The sequence below is a fragment of the Christensenellaceae bacterium genome, assembly GCA_031260975.1.
Taxonomy (GTDB): Bacteria; Bacillota; Clostridia; order Christensenellales; family UBA1242; genus JAISKJ01.
On record JAISKJ010000003.1, the window covers coordinates 13,322 to 32,881 of the forward strand.

Below are 19,560 nucleotides of genomic sequence, written 5' to 3' on the forward strand. Positions count from 1 at the left end.
AAAGAAGTACTAAGGAGGAAATATGATATTCAAAGGTTGTGCCACTGCTATTATAACGCCGCTCACAAAAGACGGCAGCGCAGTGGATTTTGATAGTTTTAAAGAGCTTATAAAGTTTCAGTTAAAAGGCGGCGTAGATGCTCTCGTATTTTTGGGTACGACGGGAGCTGCCTCTACACTAAGCATGAGCGAGCGTGAAGAAATTGTACGCTTTGCCCTAACTACGGTAGACGGCAGAGTTCCTGTGATTGTAGGAGCCGGCAGCAACAACACCAAAGACGCTATAGAAAACAGTATAAAGTATCAAAAGCTTGGTGCGGACGGACTTCTGCATGTGACGCCGTATTATAACAAATGCACGCAAAAAGGATTGGTGGAGCACTTTGGCAGTATAGCCGAAGCTACAACGCTCCCGATAATTTTATATAATGTGCCTGAGCGCACAGGGCTTAATATGCTTCCAAAAACCGTGGAAGCGTTGAGCCGAAACAAAAGCATTGTAGGATTGAAGGAAGCTAATTCCAACATTGAGCAGGCGGCGGAAATTATTAAGCTATGCCCAAAGCTTATGCTTTATAGTGGAAACGACGGTATGACACTTCCGATTATGTCGCTTGGCGGCAATGGTGTTATCAGTGTTGCCGGTAATATTATACCGGATATTATGAGCGGACTCTGTGAAGATTTCTTTGAAGGAAAATATGAACAAGCGCAAAAGACACAGCTTAAGTTGGTCCCTCTTATCAAAGCGTTGTTTTGTGAAACCAATCCTATACCCGTTCAGACGGCGCTTAATCTTATGGGTAAAACCTCAAGTGGGTTTAGACTGCCCCTGACAGATATGAGCGAAGAAAACGAAAAGCTGCTTAAAAAAGAACTCAAAAGCTTTGGACTTATTTGAAAGTTTATATACAAAAGGTGAAATATGAAAGTTTTAAAATTTGGAGGAACCAGCCTTGCAACTGCTCAAACCATAAGCAGGGTTGTTGATATAATAAAAAAAGATGCTGATATTGGGATAGTGGTAGTATCCGCCCCCGGCAAGCGGTTTGATGATGACCAGAAGGTGACCGACCTGCTATATACATATTTTAAGCAGTATATTCAATTTAAGCAAGGCATCAGTTTGAGTGCTGATTATAAGCATACTCTAAAAAATATCAAAGGGCGGTTTTCTGATATTATCGAGGGCTTCAGTCTTCGCTTTGACCTAGACGTGGAATTTAACAAAATTGAGAGTGACATAAAACAGGGTGCAGGTGTGGATTATGCGGCATCGCGCGGAGAGTATCTTATGGCAAAAATTATGGCGGCGGTGCTGGGAGCCCGGCATATAGAATCTGCGGAGGTTTTTAGGTTTAAAAACAAAACCTTTGATGAACACGCCAGCTTGAAACTTATTGCAGGGGCAATAAAAAACAAAGGGCTTTGTGTTATGGGCGGGTTTTATGGAGCGACTGCTGAGGGGAAAATTGTTACCTTTTCAAGAGGAGGGAGTGACCTGAGCGGGGCTGTTGCGGCAAGGGCCATAGGAGCTTCTGTATATGAAAATTGGACGGATGTTGAAGGCTTTTTCGCTGCAAGCCCAAGAATAATCAAAGACCCTAAAAAGATATATAATATAAGCTATTCTGATATGCATAAGCTTTCGTTTTATGGCGCGCAGGTTCTTCATAAAGACAGCGTCTCTCCGCTGTGCGGGGTAAACATTCCCATCAATATCAAAAGCGTGTTTAGCGCACGCGGCAGCGGCACAGTGGTGGGCGGCAAAAGTGAGGAAGGACTTATTGGGCTAACCTGCAAAAAGGGATACAGTCTGATTAAAATGAGCAGCAGTATGTCTCAGGCCATTAAGTTGTTTGACGATGCCGAGTTTATAGTAAGCAGTGCGGAACAGGTTTTGTTGCTCACGCAAAAGGGCGGGGTTGCAGACATAAAAGCCGAGGAGATTAAAAATATTAGTCGCATCGCTCTTGTAGGTGGTGTAAAGCCAAAGGATATAACATCTGTCATAAAGGCAGCCGAGAGCGTTGCTGAGATTATATTTATGAGCTTTGAAGGCAGGACGCTTATCTTAGGTGTTGAGGACCGGTTCTGTGAAACAGTAATTATCGCTATGTATAAGGCTCTTTTTGAGACAAATTAGTAAGTGGCCGACCGGTCGGATAATCCGACCGTACGGTTTGCTGGCTAAAACTCTGTGAAACACAGAAAAAGAACACATTTAAAATGTTTCACGAACCATCGGTCGGAGATGAAAATAAAAGTTTTTGGAGGTATATATGTGCGGAATTGCAGGTATAACAAGTAAGACAAAGGCGAAAATCGGAAGAAAGCACGAGCTGATGAAACTGTCACTTAAAGACAGGGGACCAAATCAGGACGGAATTTGCGCTGAGGGAAAGACGGCTTTCGTTCATACGCGGTTGAGTGTAGTTGATATTGAAGGCGGCAAACAGCCTATGCAACTTGTTTGGGGAGGCAGGCACTACACCATGGTTTATAACGGCGAGCTTTATAACACTGCCGAAATAAAGGCGCAGCTTTTAAACCTAGGTCATAAATTTGAGGGGCACAGCGACACCGAAGTTTTGCTTCATTCATACGTCGAATGGGGCGACAAATGCCCGCAGCAGCTTAATGGTATTTTTGCTTTTGCGGTGTATTGTTTTGAGTTGGATAAACTATTTTTTGCAAGAGACCGCATAGGCGTAAAACCATTTTTTTATACTGTTAAAGAAGGTGAGTTTATTTTTGCTTCCGAGATTAAAGCGCTTTTTGCTGCAGGCATAAAGCCGCAAATGGATAAAAACTCGGTAGCAAATATTGTTATGCTTGGCCCCGGTCGTGTTCAGGGTTCGGGGGTATTTGCTGGGATAAAAGAGCTGAAACCTGCCGAGTGCGGATATTTTAAAAACGGAAAGCTTAATATATTTAGCTATTGGGGACTTAAGGATAAAAAGCATATGGACAGCTTTGACGATACAGTTTTTAATGTAAGGACACTTGTCATTGACGCCATAAAGCGGCAGCTTGTGGGGGATGTCAGAGTCGGAACTTTTTTGTCGGGGGGTCTTGACTCGAGTATTATTTCATCGGTTGCAAGCAAGCATTTTGATGAGCCGCTGCATACATTTTCAGTGGACTATAAGGATAACGACCGATATTTTGTGGCAAGCAAATTCCAGCCTAATAAAGACAGTGATTATATAGATATTATGAACGAATATATCGGCGGAGTGTCGCACAAAACAGGACTTGAGACAAAGCAGCTGGCGAGTGCGATTTTTAATGCAGCTGACGCCAGAGACCTTCCCGGAATGGCGGACATTGACAGCAGTCTCCTGCTTTTTTGCCAAGAAATAAAGAAGCATGTTACGGTTGCATTGTCAGGTGAATGTGCGGATGAAATTTTCGGTGGATATCCTTGGTTTACGGACAGTGAAATAAAATCCAGATATGGCTTTCCGTGGGCACAGAATACAACAGAAAGGTTTGAGCTTTTGAATAATCATTGGCGCGGCAAAATTGACGGAGAGCATTTTGTTAATGAATTATATGAAGCAACAATAAAAAGTGCCGATGTTTTAAGTGACGCAACGCCCAATGAGCGGCGGACAAAAGAGATGGCAATGTTAAACTTTAATTGGTTTATGCAGACGTTGCTTGACCGCAAAGACAGAATGAGTATGTATAACGGATTGGAGGTTAGGGTTCCATTTTGTGACCACCGCATAGCGGAGTATTTGTATAGCGTGCCGTGGGAGTATAAATATCATAACAACACCGAAAAAGGGCTTTTGAGGCAGGCTCTCAGCGACCACCTGCCGCCCACAATTTTGCAGCGCAAAAAGAGCCCCTATCCAAAGACGCATAATCCGGAATATCTTAGTCTTATGAAAGAAAGGCTTCAAAAAATTTTGGATGACCCGAGTGCAAGATTGTTTGATATTATTGATAAAGAAGCTTTGCAAAAACTGATGAGCGCAAAAGATTTTAAGTTTTATGGTCAGCTTATGAATGTACCTCAAACTTTTGCCTATTTTGTGCAGCTGGAATATCTTTTGAAAAAACATGATGTTGAAATAATTTATTAAATAAAAGCCATTATTAAAAACTCACTGCCATAATTAAACGGGAGCACCCCCGCTGTTAAAATTTTCCTTGATTTTCTTGTTGTAAAGAGCGTGAATATATTATATAATGAGATATACTCAAAAGTCCATATGAGCTTTGGGGTATTACTTTTAACTTCAGACAAAAGGAAAATTTTATGAAAGGCATTTATAAATATTATAAAGACAGACTAATTGAAATAAGCGGGCGAAACCGCAGTTTGTTTTCAAAAAAAATAAGCAAGAAATATTCATATGACATAGGAGCAAACCTTGATGGTGACTATGAAGAAATAGAAAAGTTCATAGATTTTTTGTGGCGCGGCAGACGGTCAAATTTTGTGCTTATCGGCAAAAATAGCAAAGAGCGGCTGTATAAGAACTTGCGTGTAGAAGATAAGGTTGTTGGGCAGTATAAAGACCCGTCACTTTTGGATGCCGATGGGATTAAGGCTGAAAATCTGAGGCGTGAACGAATAAAAAAGGATGAAACCAAAAAAGCACTTTTATCCCAGCTTAATGACTTGAAAACCCTTAAGCGTGAGATAGAGGAATTTGCAAAGGAAACGGGAAGATATGAAATGTTTGTGGGCTATCCTTTTGTGGAAGGTGCCCTTGGACACGAAACGGTGATAAAAGCGCCTCTGCTTTTGTTTCCTGTTGTTATTAATGTTGAAAATGAGCAGGCCGAACTTGAGCTTAAGACGGACGAGCCCATACAGCTAAACAAGGTGTTTATTCTGGCTTATGCAAAGCACCATAAGCTGAATATTGATGAGCTCAATCTTGAGTTTGACAACCTAATGGATTATAAGCTGAAAAATATAGAAAGCGTTGTTGAATATCTTAGAGTACAGGGCATTAAAATAGGTCATTCGCCAAGAAAGGGACTATTTAACTTTGAGCGCGGAAAAGAGCCCAAGCTTGGTGACAGTCTTGAGGTAAAGTATTATGCCGTTGTGGGAAGATTCCCCCTGGCCAATGCTATTTATAACGACTATAATGTTTTGGAGAAAAAGAAGCTCACCACAAATGCTATAAATGAGCTGCTTGAAAGCCGTGAGCTGGTATCGGTCAAAAAACCTAATGCCAATACCTATACCATAAGCAATCTTGACTATGCTCAGGAAAATGCTATTGAGAGTATAAACAAATTTGGTAATATGGTTATATACGGTCCTCCCGGAACAGGCAAAAGCCAGACGATAGTTAATATTATTACCGACGCGCTCTGCAAAGGAAAGCGCGTGCTGGTGGTTTCGCAAAAGAAAGCGGCACTTGATGTTGTATATAACCGTTTGGGAGTTTTGAACAATAAGGCTATGTATATAAATGACGCCGAAAAGAACAAGACGGAGTTTTATGAGCGTGTAAAAAATGCCCACCTTGAACTTAATCAATATAAAGAGACACCTGACCTGCAGCCCAAGTACAATGAGACTGATACGTTGATTAGGCAAGAAACGGCACTTTTAGAGATGATATCGGATACGCTGTTTAATCCTACGCCTTTTGGACTAAATCTTCAGCAGATGTATGCAAATTCATATATGATAGGAAAAAACACCAATGAATATGCTATTTATAAGGAGCTTATCAAAAATACTCCTATTATGAATTTAAATTATAACGAGCTTAGCAACACCGTCAGAATAATAAAAGAAAAGCGCAAAGCAGAGCTGTATTATAAACATCTGGAGATGCAAAAGAATAATCCTCTTATTGATCATATAAAGAGGGACCTTGACGTGCATGTGATAAACAGTATGAGAGGGTTTTTAAATAAGCTTAAAACTAAGCGTATTGCGCCTTTTGATATAGGCAAATACCCAAATGCCCGTCAGCTTCTGGCGTTCTATCTTGAAAACGGAATAGAGGAGCCAAAGGACTTAAAACCTATTGTAAAATATATTGCCGGCATTGAAAATCCTGGGCTTAAAGAAGCCGTTAAATGGAGCCTTATATTGCCTCCGTTATATCCGTTTGCAAAAGCCAAGATGATAAAAAAGCAGAATCAGATTGCTGATAATTTCAAGACAACATTGATTTCGGTTAAAGAATATGTTAAGGAATATGAATCGTTGCAAACGGTTCTTGACAAAAAAGGGTATGCCATAATAATAGACAATATTTTGGGCGGCAACATGCTATTTTTAAACCTTCTTGAAAGTGCTCTTGACAACTATGTGAATATAAGGGATATGCATATTAATTTGCGTGATATGACCCCTACTGAAATGATGATTTTAAACTTTGCTTACGCAAATAGTAATTCAGTCAAAACATTTAAGGAAGTTGTTGACAAAATAACTGTTATTCGAATTTATCACGAGATTGTTTTGAGCGAAGAAAAATATAAGATGCAGCTTTCTAAAATTATGGAGTTTGAAAACATAAAAAACAGGATAATGTCGCTTAAGAATGATAAAGAAAGCATAGTGCAGCAGATTTGTCTTGGCAAGTTTAAAAAAGAGTATGCCGAACTTTATAACAAAGACCCCAACAACAAAAACTTTTTATATCAAATATCCAAACCACAGAACCTATGGCCCATTCGCAAGATTATCGAAGTATATGAAGAATTACTGTTTAAACTATTTCCATGCTGGCTACTTTCACCTGAGAGCGTTTCAACGATTATGCCGCTAAAAAAAGAGCTGTTTGATCTTATTTTGTTTGATGAGGCATCACAGATATTTATCGAAAGCACATTGCCCACAATTTTTAGGGGTAAATATATAGCAATAGCCGGCGATAACAAGCAGCTGCGCCCAACTACTACATTTATGCGAAGGTATATGGGTAATGATAATGATGAGCTTGATTTGGATACTCAGGCTGCGCTTGAGGTTGAGAGCCTTTTGGACCTTGCCACAAGCAGATATAACACAGCAAATCTTACTTATCACTATCGCAGCAAAAACGAGGAGCTGATTAACTTTTCTAACTTTGCTTTTTATGACGGCAGACTGCAAATTGCGCCAAACCTAACTAAAAATGTAGGCAGTCACCCGATTGAGGTAAGCAAAGTCAACGGCAAGTGGCTGAACAGCCGAAACCACGAAGAAGCACTCAGAGTTGTTGAAATAGTCAAAAAGATTTTTAAAACCCGCAAAAATAATGAAACGATAGGCATAATCACCTTTAACGCTGAACAGGAACAACATATAGAAGATATGCTTGACTTTGAGAGCGAGCGTGACCCTGTGTTTAGAAATGATTATCTGAAAGAATGTAATCGCAAAGAAAATGGCGAGGATATAAGCCTATTTATCAAAAACCTTGAAAATGTTCAAGGGGACGAGCGTGATATTATAATATTTAGTATAGGATACGCCAAAAACGAATATGGTAAAGTTGTTTCGCACTTCGGCCCTCTTAACTTGGAAGGCGGCGAAAATCGTTTGAATGTAGCAATCACGCGTGCCAAACAAAAGATTTATGTGGTGACCAGCATAGAACCCGAGGAGCTCAATGTAGAAGCCAGCAAAAACCTGGGACCCAAACTGTTTAAGAAATATCTTGGTTACGCAAGAGCAGTATCTAAGGGCAGCAGCAAGGAAGTTGGTATAATACTTGAAAGCCTGAAGCAGACCAATGAAGTGTCGGTTAAAACAAATGAGCGCGGTATAGAGGCTGAAATTAAGGAAGCGCTTGAGAAAATGGGATATACCGTTGAACTTAATCTGGGAAACAATACCTATAAGCTTACGCTTGCAGTATACGACAAAAAATTGGATATCTATACTGTTGGCGTGGAGTGTGATTATTCGGCATATAAATCATCGTCATCCATAATTGAGCGCGATGTATTCCGCTCCAAGTTTATGGAAAGCCGCGGATGGAAAATTATAAGAGTTTGGAGCCGTGACTTCTGGCTCAGTCCGCAAAAAATTATTAACCTGATTGCCAGAACTGCCGACAGAAATCGGGAGCGGATAATGGCCCAACGCAGCGAATTTAATAAACAAAGATTTCCGCAATAAAACAAATTAAAAACACTGAATTTATCAGTGGTTTTAATTTATATGAAAAAGGTCACCAATAATGTTGGTGACCTTTTTGGTTTTCGACCCTACAGTCGCAAACTATGCCTATAATTCGCACTAATACACGCAGAAGCACGGTTTTGAGGCCCCGTTTTTAAAGCGACTGAGAGGTCTGATTTCTCAGACCCCCGAGTCGCCATGAATATCAGCCGGCTGCCCTATGTTTCACAGAAATATAAACCGAATGACAAGATATGCCAAAACTCCCAGCAATATTAAATTTATGACACAGCCGGTTCGTGTGTAGAAGGGTTTAAAAAACATAGTTTCCTCCTTAGCGCAAGGCCCGCGTCTTTGTGATAACATTTGGCCTTGTTACTTCATAATAAACCGTAAGGGTTACCATACTGTTATATAGAACACATCGGTGTTTATGTCAAACTGCATATTATTGCTGTTTGCATAACTATTTAGTGAAGCTGTAAGAATGAAGAGAGATATGTAGTTGTTTACTCTATAACTATAAGCTGATAATATATCCAAAGGAGAGTAACTCGGCGTGCCTCTGTTTGTATAAGTAAAGATATTGCCTTCGGTTGAAATGTTTATCAGTGACGAACCGCTTATGATTGCAACCGGAGCTGCTGTGTTGCCGTTAAATATATATTTAAGTCTGCCAAATTCAAAGAAGTTAGCGTGTTCATAGGGATCGTTGAGGGGATCATAGGGGGTGTATGTATGTGACTTGAAAGTTATGTCATTGATATCAACTAAGGTTTGCCCATTGTTTGACACAGAAGTATCATACATAACTTTTACTGTCGATTGGTTTATCTTAAAGTTAAACATCAGCGAGCCTGTATAGTTTGTGTGAATACAGGTTATTGTTGCTTGATATGTCTTTACATCTTGTATAAAACTACCCCATGTGCTGCTTGGGTTGACAGTTAAATTGAAGTTCAGGCTGTTTACGTTTAGTGTATCGCCTGGAATAATTCCCCCTATATTAAATGAGGCATTGTCCAAAACCGTTGTCCATGTTATATCCGGAAGCCAATATGCTTCAAACTTTGTTTGAGAGAGGGTGATTTGTTTTTTCTGTATTACAAATTGCACTGATGTTGTTCCCACAAAGTTAGCATCGTTTATTGTGGCGCTTACAGTATAGTTTCCTGCAGCCACAACAGAAGCTCCGATTGATGAGGGAGAAACGAATACTGCTCCTGACCAATTGAGATTGGGCTTTGTAATAATGCCAAATGCTGTTTCGTAAGCTGACCAGTCAACGGTTACTGTTTTGTTAGTGCCGTCATATGTTGAGCCGTTTATACTGCTTGCACCAAGAGTAAAGCTTACGGCATATGGAGCTATTGTAAACTTAAAGATATATGGCTCATAGTTGGTTGCATATCCGCTTATAGGCGCAATTGTTATTGTGTATATTCCGGCATTTTGCATAGATGCAGGTAAGCCTGAAGAATTTGCGATTGAAACAGTGTAATCGGTATTGAGCACGAGGGAAGTATCAAACACATTCTTTACGTATACAATGTTATGATTAATTACGCCGGTGTTATATGTCGCCGAAACCGAACCGGTGTCTACATCAAAATATGTTTTTTGTATGACCATGGTGGTGTCTCTTGTAAGTAACCCGATATCAGTATAATAAGGTTCACTGATGAAAGTAACAGTAATGACAGCTGCGTAATATCCCGCGTCTATTATTGGGTTAAGACCGGTGTTTATCGGACTGCCGCCTAAGTAATATATAATATTTATTGTGTAATCTGTGCTCGCTATAAGTTCAGAGATGGCATCACCATTCATAAGCACTGCATTTATTGCTTTTGCGCTTCCGTCATAAACATGCACGGTGTTTGTTATTTCTATCCAGAGGTTGTATTCTTCGGGGTCAATCGGAGGCTCGGGTGGAATAGAATATCCGATGCTGAATGTTGCCGGCAGGAAGTTGTCGTTATAAGTTACTCCTTTGTTTATGTTTACGACAACTATATAGTTGTTTCCGGCAACAAGCGGCAGGCCTTGCGCAAGACTACTGCCCGGGATGTAATTTTCTGCGTCAAAGAATTGTGCATTTATCCCCGAAGGTAAGGCTGAATATGAATAAGACACATTGTCTATTTTAATTTTCGGCTCAGTAGGGTCAAGCTGGCTACCGCTCGGGTCAACCATAACGGTTGGCGTTATCGGCAGGATGGTCAGCGTTGCGTAAGTTATTCCTGTGTAGTTGCTGTTTCCGGTCCACTCAGCTTTTATTGTATACTTGCCGGCATCTGTCGGCATATACGAAAGTCCATTCCAAGTATAAGTGAAGTTGCTGCCCTCAGAAGAGGTTGCCCAGCCACTTGTCGAGAAGTTGTCACCATATGATATAGTTTGGTTTGTCATAGTAATGGCTAAGGGTTGTTTTTCTATTACAAACGGCACGGTTAGACTATATGGTTGGCCGTAGTTTCCGCCCGGAGTATAAGTTGCGGTAGCGGTGTATGAACCAGCATTAATGTGAGGTGACTGAGAATATGACACGCTTACATTATTTCCTATAGAAGCTCCCGACATTGACACAACGGTCGCAGTGCCGCTCAAATTTGACCCGCCGCTATTTGTATATTTAAAGCCTTGTCTAAGCACATTAAATTTTGTTTTATCCGGCCCTTGTGACACGCCGCTGCTATAAACATACGGTGTGTTGTCGTTGTAGGTTATGGCGAAGTCAAAATATAACGTAAAGCTGACAAGTATGATAACCTCTCCGCCTCCTGTAAAGATCATTCTGACAGGCATATCTACAAAGTTAAGCGTGCCGCCTGTAGCCAGCGAGTGAGAACCCCCACCGCCGTTTAACCCGAAATAAATGCCGTCAGTAGTTAGATCCCAGTATGTGGCATAGCCTGCGTTTATCAAATCTTGAATAGTGGTGCTGGTTCCAATATCTTCAGCAATAGCGTCCTTTTCTGTATTTTTAAGATATGTGTAATATAGAGGAGCAACAGACAGGGGAGATATAATATAGTTTGTTCCCAGCAGATAGTTGTTGGTATTAGTATAGATTGTTCCGCTGCCACCTGTTTCCAGATATGCGCCGCTGTTTTCATAGAAGCTATTGAGCCATTCGGCCGAATCCAGCTGCCCGTCGGTGTAGTTGTATGCATTTTCAAGCTTGCTGAGCAAAGCTCCTGAACTTAGACTGTCGCCAAAGAACACCGCACCAATATCTTTGGTTATGTCCATAGCATTGTCAACAACAAATGGTATGGGCATAGTTGTTGGGGAGGCTGAACTCGTCCCGAAAAATATTCCGCTGCTCATGCCAAAATTTGCGGGTATTGTCAGCCAATATGTGCCGTTAGGCAGAGCAGAGGGATTGTTTAAATTAAACACATATGTCCACACGCCTGCGTTGTAATAACAGCTTTGAGTTAGAATTGTAACTGACGGTGCAGTTGAGTCAGCGACAGTTGCACTGTCCAAAACAGTTGACAGAAGCGTTGGAACTAGAGTATCCAGCCCCAAATCGGCATCCAGCGTGCTCACAATATTAAGTGTTACGGTCAGCGGAACATTGGTGTCGGTTATGATGCCTGCTGACAACACAGGGTTTATAATAAGCGGCTCTATTTCATATGTAATCTGTAAATTGGTAGTTGCATAATATTGGTTTCCGCCAAACACTGCTATGTAGGTGTATGTAGCGGGACTTATATTGCCGGCTATATGTGCAACATAAAGACCAGAGGTTGATTCATAAGTGAAAGTTACTCCTGATACAATATTCGCCTTTGCATCAGCATTGACATTGGGTGCGTAGAACAGCTTATCTAGCAGGTTTGTGTAATATGTACTTGCTATTACGTCATTAGTAAACGGCCGTGACAGTTCGGCATTATAGAAGAGTGTTTCAAGTCCAGATTTATTAAGGTTAAAGCTCAGTTTAATCGGGCCTCTGTAGTTTTGGCTTTCAAAGTCTAAAATCAGGCTGGATGGGGTATAGATGGTTCCGTTATTGTTGAATGTAGTAAAAATATTATATGAAGTTATGGTAAACAACGAAGTAAATTCTATGGTGGATTCACCCAGAACAAGACCTGCTATGGTGCCTAGGCTTATGGCCTTTTCTCCGCTGAGCGAAATGTCATCATAGGTATATGTCCAACTGCCGCCGGATTTGGTTATACTGGTAAGAGTTACATCATTTATGTTAAAAGTCGCAATTGAGCCCGATAAGTCAATATACTTTTTGTTTACGGTACACTCAAGCGGCACAAGCAGTGCCCCTACATCGGGATCGTCACACACAAACACTGCGTATAACGTATACGTATGAGTGTTGGCACTAAGGCTGTTTATTTGTAGGAGAGACAGAATATTAGCATAAGTTCCGTCGCCGTTACTGAGGCTGCTTATATAAGTCATTGCAGTGCCATAGTCATAAAGGCTCATAGAACTTGGTTTGTCTGTTAAGAATGCATTAATATCTTCTTCGCTAAACAGCCACCAGCCGGACAGAAGGGTGCCTTCATAATGTATTAGAGGTGCCGAAGAGGCGGCGTTTTGCCAGTCATAGAAGATAATTGGGAAATATGTTCCGGTGTCTTCATATTCGGCATGTGCAAAGTCGCCGTAGTCAAACTCTATAGGCGAGGTGACTATCGAAAGCATAGTTACAACAAAAGTTATTCCCGTCTTATATTCGTTGATACCGGTTTGATACCATCTTGCATTCAGCGAAATTCTTATATCATATTGCCCTACGCCTGTGGGGGCGTTGGGGGTCCATTTCCATTCGTTTGCGATAAAGAGATAGTATTCAACAACAAAGTCACTAGCTTCCGCTTCGGGCAGTGTGGTTACGCTGAGTTTAGTTTTATCTACTTCAACGGGCTGGCCGCCGAAGTAATAACCGGTTATTTCATTGCCGGATATATATCCGCTGTCAATGGATATATCGGTAGTGAGAACAGTCTCTTTATTCAAAGTTATGGCAACGGCCGTACTCTCAGCAATAGAAGCGTGAGAAGATATTATTCTAAAGTATATTGTACCGGCCGTTACGTTCGGGTCGTCATAAACGCTTTTGCCGCCTGTTGTGTCTATAAGTGAAGCAAATGGGTCATTGTCATCGTTGTCAGTAAAGTATGCTATAGAAAGTGTGCCGGTAAAGTTGTCAATAGCGTTGTTGTAGGGCAGGGCATTGAGTGTTATATTCGGGTTTGTCGGATAAGTAAACGCAAACGGGGTGTTTTGTATGTGATCCAAAACCTTTTGGGTGGTTTCGCCCAGACTTAATTTGTCTATAACAAAATTGAAGGATATGCGGAAGGGGGAAGTAATATCTACTATATTTCCTCCGAAGTTTCCAACAAGCTCAAGATAAGCTATATACGTTCCGGCATCGGTAACTGACGGGGAGTATGAGTTGAAAAATACTCTGAATGTCAGACCGTTTTGTGCCACTTCAGGACTTGCGGACGCGCTGAAAGTCAGGTTATAGTTATCGCCGCTTATTCCGGTTTTTATGTTATAGGTTTCAAATACTTCATACATATATGTTGCATTATAAGGCGCGTTTTTAAAGGGTGCATGAACGGTTGCAGGAATATCGCTGACGATTGTGCTCGGAATAATATGTATGGTGTAGGAGTATGTCAGCGAACCCGAGTCGCTTATGATATAGTATGAGGTTGGGGGTGATGTAACTATTGCAGTGACAGTATATGTCCCCACTTCTCTTGGAGCGTGTGTCATTGTTGTTCCGCCCTGACTGTAGCTATACCTTATTGTAACAGTGTTTGCTTCCTGATAGGTCACTTCATTTCCGTTAAAGGTTGGTTCCGGTGTAAAGTTAACACCGGAAGATATCGGACTTGAGGCACCTCTTTGAAGCGGTGCCCATATGTCTGCGTTTATAAAGTTATATGAAGCTCCGTGGGGTTCAACAAAATGAGACCGTTCCAGAGTGATACGGTTTACTGTAATTGTGCCGGTCAGGTCTATCTTCCTGATATTTCCGCCCACAAAGTTTATGCTGAGCGCCAGCGTTTTGGTGCCGATACTCCCATTGATTGCGTTATACCAAGCGGTTCCGTTGGTAGGGATAAGAGCAAGCCCGTCCATAATACTTATATTAATATATATAAACTCACTTGTTGCAATAAGGGGTGTTGATGAATTGTTATCATCATCATATAGATAAGTTACTTCAAACTTGCGGTTTGCTATATCTGAGAGAATAAAGCCTTGAGAGTATATCTCTTTGAGGATGGCTTTAATATCCGTCATCAGGCCCTTTTCAGCCGATACGAAGGGTGAATTTGTGACAATCATGCTGTCTATAATGTGTGCATATAGTGCAGAATCGTTTGCCATCTTATCTTTTGCCACATTGGTCGGCACAAAGGTTATGCCAAGATCGGGGGAATTTTTGGGGTTGATATAAAATCTCTTGCTGTCAGCGGGCAAGTCACTGTTTCCGCCTGCAATATTTGAGCAGTTCAGAACGATATTCATAATGTAATTACCCGCATTTTCAGGAGCTGCTGAGCCTGAGAAAATTGTTCCGTCATTTTGAGTACCGCCAAAAACTATCGAAATTGCGGCAGGGGTTGACGGGGCAGTGATAATCTCTTTTAGTATAATTGCCTGTTTTATGTGAGAAATCTGAGAGGTTAAATATAAGTTTATTTCGTCTATCAATGCTTGACCTTCATTTTGCCAAACGGTGCTCGGAATTGTCTGACTCATCAATTCGGCGATTTGAAGAGATGTTATGAAAACCTCTCCCCACACAAGCCGATAATTGGGTTGGTGCTGAATTCCATCATATCCAAAGTTGGTGGGTGCCAGCAGGGTTGCCGAGATGTGAGCTTTGTCTATCTTAAACTGAAAAACATCAGTTGAATAATGATTTGTTTGATTTGCTTCAAGCTTGACGTAGTAGGTACCTGCATATACATAAGCAGTGCTGTTAAAAGGCCCTGCCGAGCTTAAGCTGTATCCGAGTGTGGTTATAAGAACGCCGCTGGGGTTTGGAGTTATAACACAGGTTTCAAGATTTAGTGCAGTCAGATATTCAAATTGCAGGGTGTTGGGAGTAAAGCTTGTGAACCCTGCCTTTTTTATTGTATATCCTGAAAAGAAGCTTTGACTTACTTGACCTTCAAGGGTAACATTGGCATTGTTTGCCGTCAGTGTGGCGGCGGAAATATAGAATCCGGCAGCTCTTGGAGATGCGGCACTTGAATATATATTGGCAATATCCCATTCGTTGGCACCGTCATAATATCTGGCGTTGAGTATGCCAAAAATTGACAGGGTGATTTTTTTGTTGTTTGGATAGGTCGCCACAAAGCTATCGTTTTCAATGGTAAATGTGGGCTCGCCTAAACGCTCTAAGAAAATTGTAGGTTCTGAAGGATTACTTGTGGTTATTGAACCGTTTGAATTAAAGGTAAAGCCGTAGTAAGCATAACTTACGGCAAAAGCACTTACATAGGCTTCGCCCAATACCGCTTTGAGGTTGGTGATGGTGTTTGGATAGGTTGAATTAGTATAAGTCGGGTGAGTGTCCGTCCAAACGTATGAAAAACTTATGTTTTCATTCATAGTTATTGAGAAGGGGTTTATAGTCAGCATAAGGTTCATAGTATAGTTGTTGTAGTTCTTAAACTGACCGCCTGTGTCGGCAATTGTATCCGGCACAAAGGTTACGTTTATGCCGGAACTGCCTACAGTAAGGGCGGAATTGTCAAGGGTGTAATATGTTCCCGGAACATTAAAACTGCCGGTTATCTCGGTGCCTATAGCAAAGTCATGTTTGCCGTTAACATAGGTGTAAGGTGTGCCGTATATAAGAGAACTTAGTGTGTGAGGCGTGGTTATTGTTGGGTCAATAGGCGTGATGCTTACTGTAACGGGAGCAGACACCATGGGTGAATAGAGAGCTGTTACATCAGCATCGCCGCTTGAGCTGTCTCTGATTATAAGACTGCTTATATCTAAAGTAACAAGATAGCTGCCTGCATTTTTGGGAGCAACGCTCAAAAGCTGTCCGCTTGGATAAAGATATCTGAAAGATATTGAGCTCGGGTCAATATATAATCCGGCGGGGGGGCTTATGAGAGTAGCATCGAAAGTCCAGGGAGTGGAGCCGCTAAAAGGCTTGGTTGTTGTGTTGTCACCAGATATAGCCGTTGCGATTATGCCGACATTAAGATTTGCTACACCTTGGGCAAACACTATGTTCATGGCATCGTTGAGCGAAATATTATAGCTACTCGTAATATTTGTCCCGCTACCGTTTTGAATAGTTATAGCAATGTCGTTTATGTTGTCTATATAGTGGAGAGTGGGAGGTGCATTTGTTAGCGTTAAAACCAGACTGCTTACCGCGTCGCTATAGGCAAGTCCGTTGCCGCGGCTGCTGCTAAACACTACAATTGCCTCACTGTCGCTTGGCAAAGACCCAGTGAATGTTTTTGTAATAAAGCTCAGCGTAACGGGCAGTGGAGAGACAATAAAGCTGGAGCTTGATGCATCAAACTGCAATTGGAAATTGCTGCCGAGAGCAAGCGTGTTTTGGTCAAAATAATAGGTTCTCGCAACAAGCGGCGAGGTTGTCGGAGTGTAACTGCCTGAAGTTGCAGAAAGCCTCATAGTGCCCGAAAGACTGAGAAGCGGGCTTTCAAGATTATAACTATAGGAGGTTGTATTTACCTGAGCGGTATATAAGAGCTCGGGCACACTATCGCCGTAAACTATGTTGAGGTTGAGAGGTGCCAGCGTTACCTGCCGCTTTGTGATGGTGTATTTTTTGGCTGTGTATAATATGTTGTAGTTGGCGTTTTTGATGAGTGTAGTATCTAAAATGTTATATACTCCCACATTTTCTCCGCTTGTAGGCGTACCTCCGGGCAAGCCGTCAGCAGTGCCGCTTAGTGACTTTATCAGACTGCCTGTTGCAACATTTGCATCAGTGTCGCCATACGGCAGAGTAATGTCAGGTATTTCGTCATTGTCTACGTCAACAAAACTATACCGGAAATCAGGAACAACTGCTCCATAGGGTCTCGTGTAGTCTATTGTATTTAGAGAAATATCCATAGGAGTGATTGTCAAAACTCCCGGCACAAAGACGGGTTTATAATAAGCTTTGTTGATGCCGGCGGATGAAATATTCACTGAATATTCACCCACGGTGTTGTTTGTTTTGGTGCCGCTGTCAGTTCTGGTGTAAGTTACGCTCGTTATGGAATTGATGGCTGTGTCACTGCTTATAAAGCCGCCGGCAAGATAGCTGAACGCCGGATCAACGTCGCCGTAAACCTTGGTGGATAGATTGACAGTAAGAGTAAGCACTATCTTTTGAATAAACATTTTTGATGAGCCAAAGTATATATCATATTTATTTATATCTAAACTTCCGCCGCCGCCAACTGTGAAGTTATCCTGAAAGTTGGTAAACTTTTGTGCCACTGTCGCGCTGTATATTTTGTAGGTGTCGTAGGACGGTGTAGTGACAAGGTCCTCGACTCCCAGAAGCGACATAATACTAAACCTGTCGCCGCTGACAAGCTCTATGCCGCTAGAGTTTATATTTGGGTTCATCTGCACTCCGTTTATAAACAGGGTATAAGTTATTGTGCCTGTCAGAACGGTGTTTTGAATATAACTCTGTAGCGGGTCGTAGGTTTCATAAAGATTACTCATCCCGATTTGCACCACATTCTGAAGAATGCTGAATATGTGTCCGGTGCTGACTAGCTTCAGAGTGTAATTTTGATATGCAGCACTGTTGATTTCTTCGCCGTCAACAATGCTTCCGCCTGTCAGGTGATAGGCATAAGTTCCGACAAGTTCGCCTGCGGAACGCAAAAGAAGATTGCCGAATACAACTCCGTCGTTAACGGTGTTGTTGCCGAGAGAATATCCGAATACGGGGTCAGCGGCCCCTGCAAATTTCTGTCCGCCTGCACCCGGATAAACGCTTATTACTCTCTTGGTGACTATGTATGAAGCGTCCTCTGTTGCGGTTATATCAAGATTATTTGATGTTAGGCTGCCGGTTGATATGGTATATGTTCCGGCACTTGGCATAGCTCCGCCCGTGTTAACGGTTAGAAGCCCCAGCACGCTGCTATAAAATCTTGAATCATTAAGAAGAGTATTAGTGCTGTTATATATTTCAAATTCAAGCGGAGACAGAGCCTCGCCGTATATGCTGGTTTTAGCTATAGCTTTAATTCTTATCGGCTTTTTAGCTATGGTGAGCGTTCCGTTTGAAATGCTTGAAAGGGTATAGTTATATTTGCCGGCAGAAGTGTCGACAAGGCTGGTTATATAATTCTGTTCGTCAAAAGCGAATATTTGGGTTTGGGGGCTCAGGGTATATATTGCTACGTTTTCGTTGGTGCCGCCAAGAATTTCAAATATTAGTTGCTCACTGCCCACAAGTCCGGTGACATTATAGTTGAATGTGGGGTTGGGGTCAAGATATTCTTTTTGAAAGTTTCCTATGGTGATGCTTATAGGCTTAGGCAAAATTTTAAGCGTGGTATAGTTGCTGTCGGCAGTGCCTTCAAGCTCTACATAAACTCTGTAAATTCCGGCATCGGTAGGGGCGTCTCTGGTCGGTTCATTGCCCGAGGTATAATATTCGCCGCCAGACAGTGTTCCGGTAAATTTATAAACCAAATTACCATTTGCAGTCGACCACCCATCTACATAGGTTTGATGAGCATTTCCGTCATATGTCACAGTGAGGGGGTTCATTTCAAGCTGACGGCTTAAATTTCTCACCGAAAAACTTATTGATGATTTTACATTGGAGGTATCCTTGCTTATAGCGGTTATGGTTACAAAACCTGCGGCAACAGGAGTTACTCTTCCGTTTGAATCAACGGTTGCAATATTTTCATTACTTGAATACCACACAAGCCGCCCTTTGTCAGCATTTTCCGGTTCAAGCGCTGCGTTTATATTAAACGGTTCGTTTATATAAACATATTCAACGTTTATTTCTGGCTGAAGCCTTATCGCTGTTATGGCGGGCGCTTTTGGCACTATAAAATAGATGCCGAGCCCGATGGCCACAAGTGTCGGAATAACAATTAAAAGTGAAATCAATAATTTTTTCTTTATTGTCATTTTGCAACTCCTTTGGTAATTTTGTGCATCTCTTGTGGCAAGTGTGAAGCACAGAAGCCCTCTAAAGTAGTATATATAATATAATAACATATTATAGGCCTCTTTAGCAAAAAGTTTGAGGCACTTTGTTGTTTCAAAACCCCTTTTAAACGGTTGATTTTATTAAAATTTTGTGCTAACCTTTTATTTGTCAGCATTTCTGCGTTTATTGCTTAAGTTTTATTAAAATTTTGAGCAATAAACTTGAAGGCTGTCTTAAGCAAGCAGGCTGGGAATTTTTTGAAAAATAT

General features: G+C 41.5%; 5 protein-coding genes. 4 read left to right on the plus strand and 1 reads right to left on the minus strand.

Translation table 11 applies throughout. The annotated features are described in order from the left end of the window. Window positions 1-22 precede the first annotated feature (22 nt). From dapA to LBN07_00835, 4 genes are all read left to right on the plus strand, one after another. Window positions 23-901 (plus strand): 4-hydroxy-tetrahydrodipicolinate synthase, encoded by an 879-nt coding sequence (gene dapA / locus LBN07_00820; protein ID MDR0850010.1) that lies wholly within the window; start codon window positions 23-25, stop codon window positions 899-901. A 24-nt stretch (window positions 902-925) separates the two neighbouring features. Further along, window positions 926-2,146, plus strand: coding sequence for a hypothetical protein (locus LBN07_00825; protein MDR0850011.1), 1,221 nt, complete (start codon window positions 926-928; stop codon window positions 2,144-2,146). Between the two features lie 136 nt (window positions 2,147-2,282). Further along, entirely contained in the window at window positions 2,283-4,097 is a 1,815-nt protein-coding gene (gene asnB, locus LBN07_00830; protein ID MDR0850012.1) for an asparagine synthase (glutamine-hydrolyzing), read from the plus strand. Between the two features lie 176 nt (window positions 4,098-4,273). Beyond that, the gene (locus LBN07_00835) at window positions 4,274-8,101 is read left to right on the plus strand and encodes a DUF4011 domain-containing protein (GenBank protein MDR0850013.1); all 3,828 of its coding nucleotides are present in this window, start codon (window positions 4,274-4,276) and stop codon (window positions 8,099-8,101) included. 402 nt (window positions 8,102-8,503) lie between these two features. Here the strand turns inward: LBN07_00835 and LBN07_00840 are convergent, their stop codons facing one another. Then, a complete protein-coding gene (locus LBN07_00840) occupies window positions 8,504-19,270 on the minus strand; it encodes an Ig-like domain-containing protein (protein MDR0850014.1) in 10,767 nt (3,588 codons plus the stop codon). Between the last annotated feature and the right edge of the window lie 290 nt (window positions 19,271-19,560).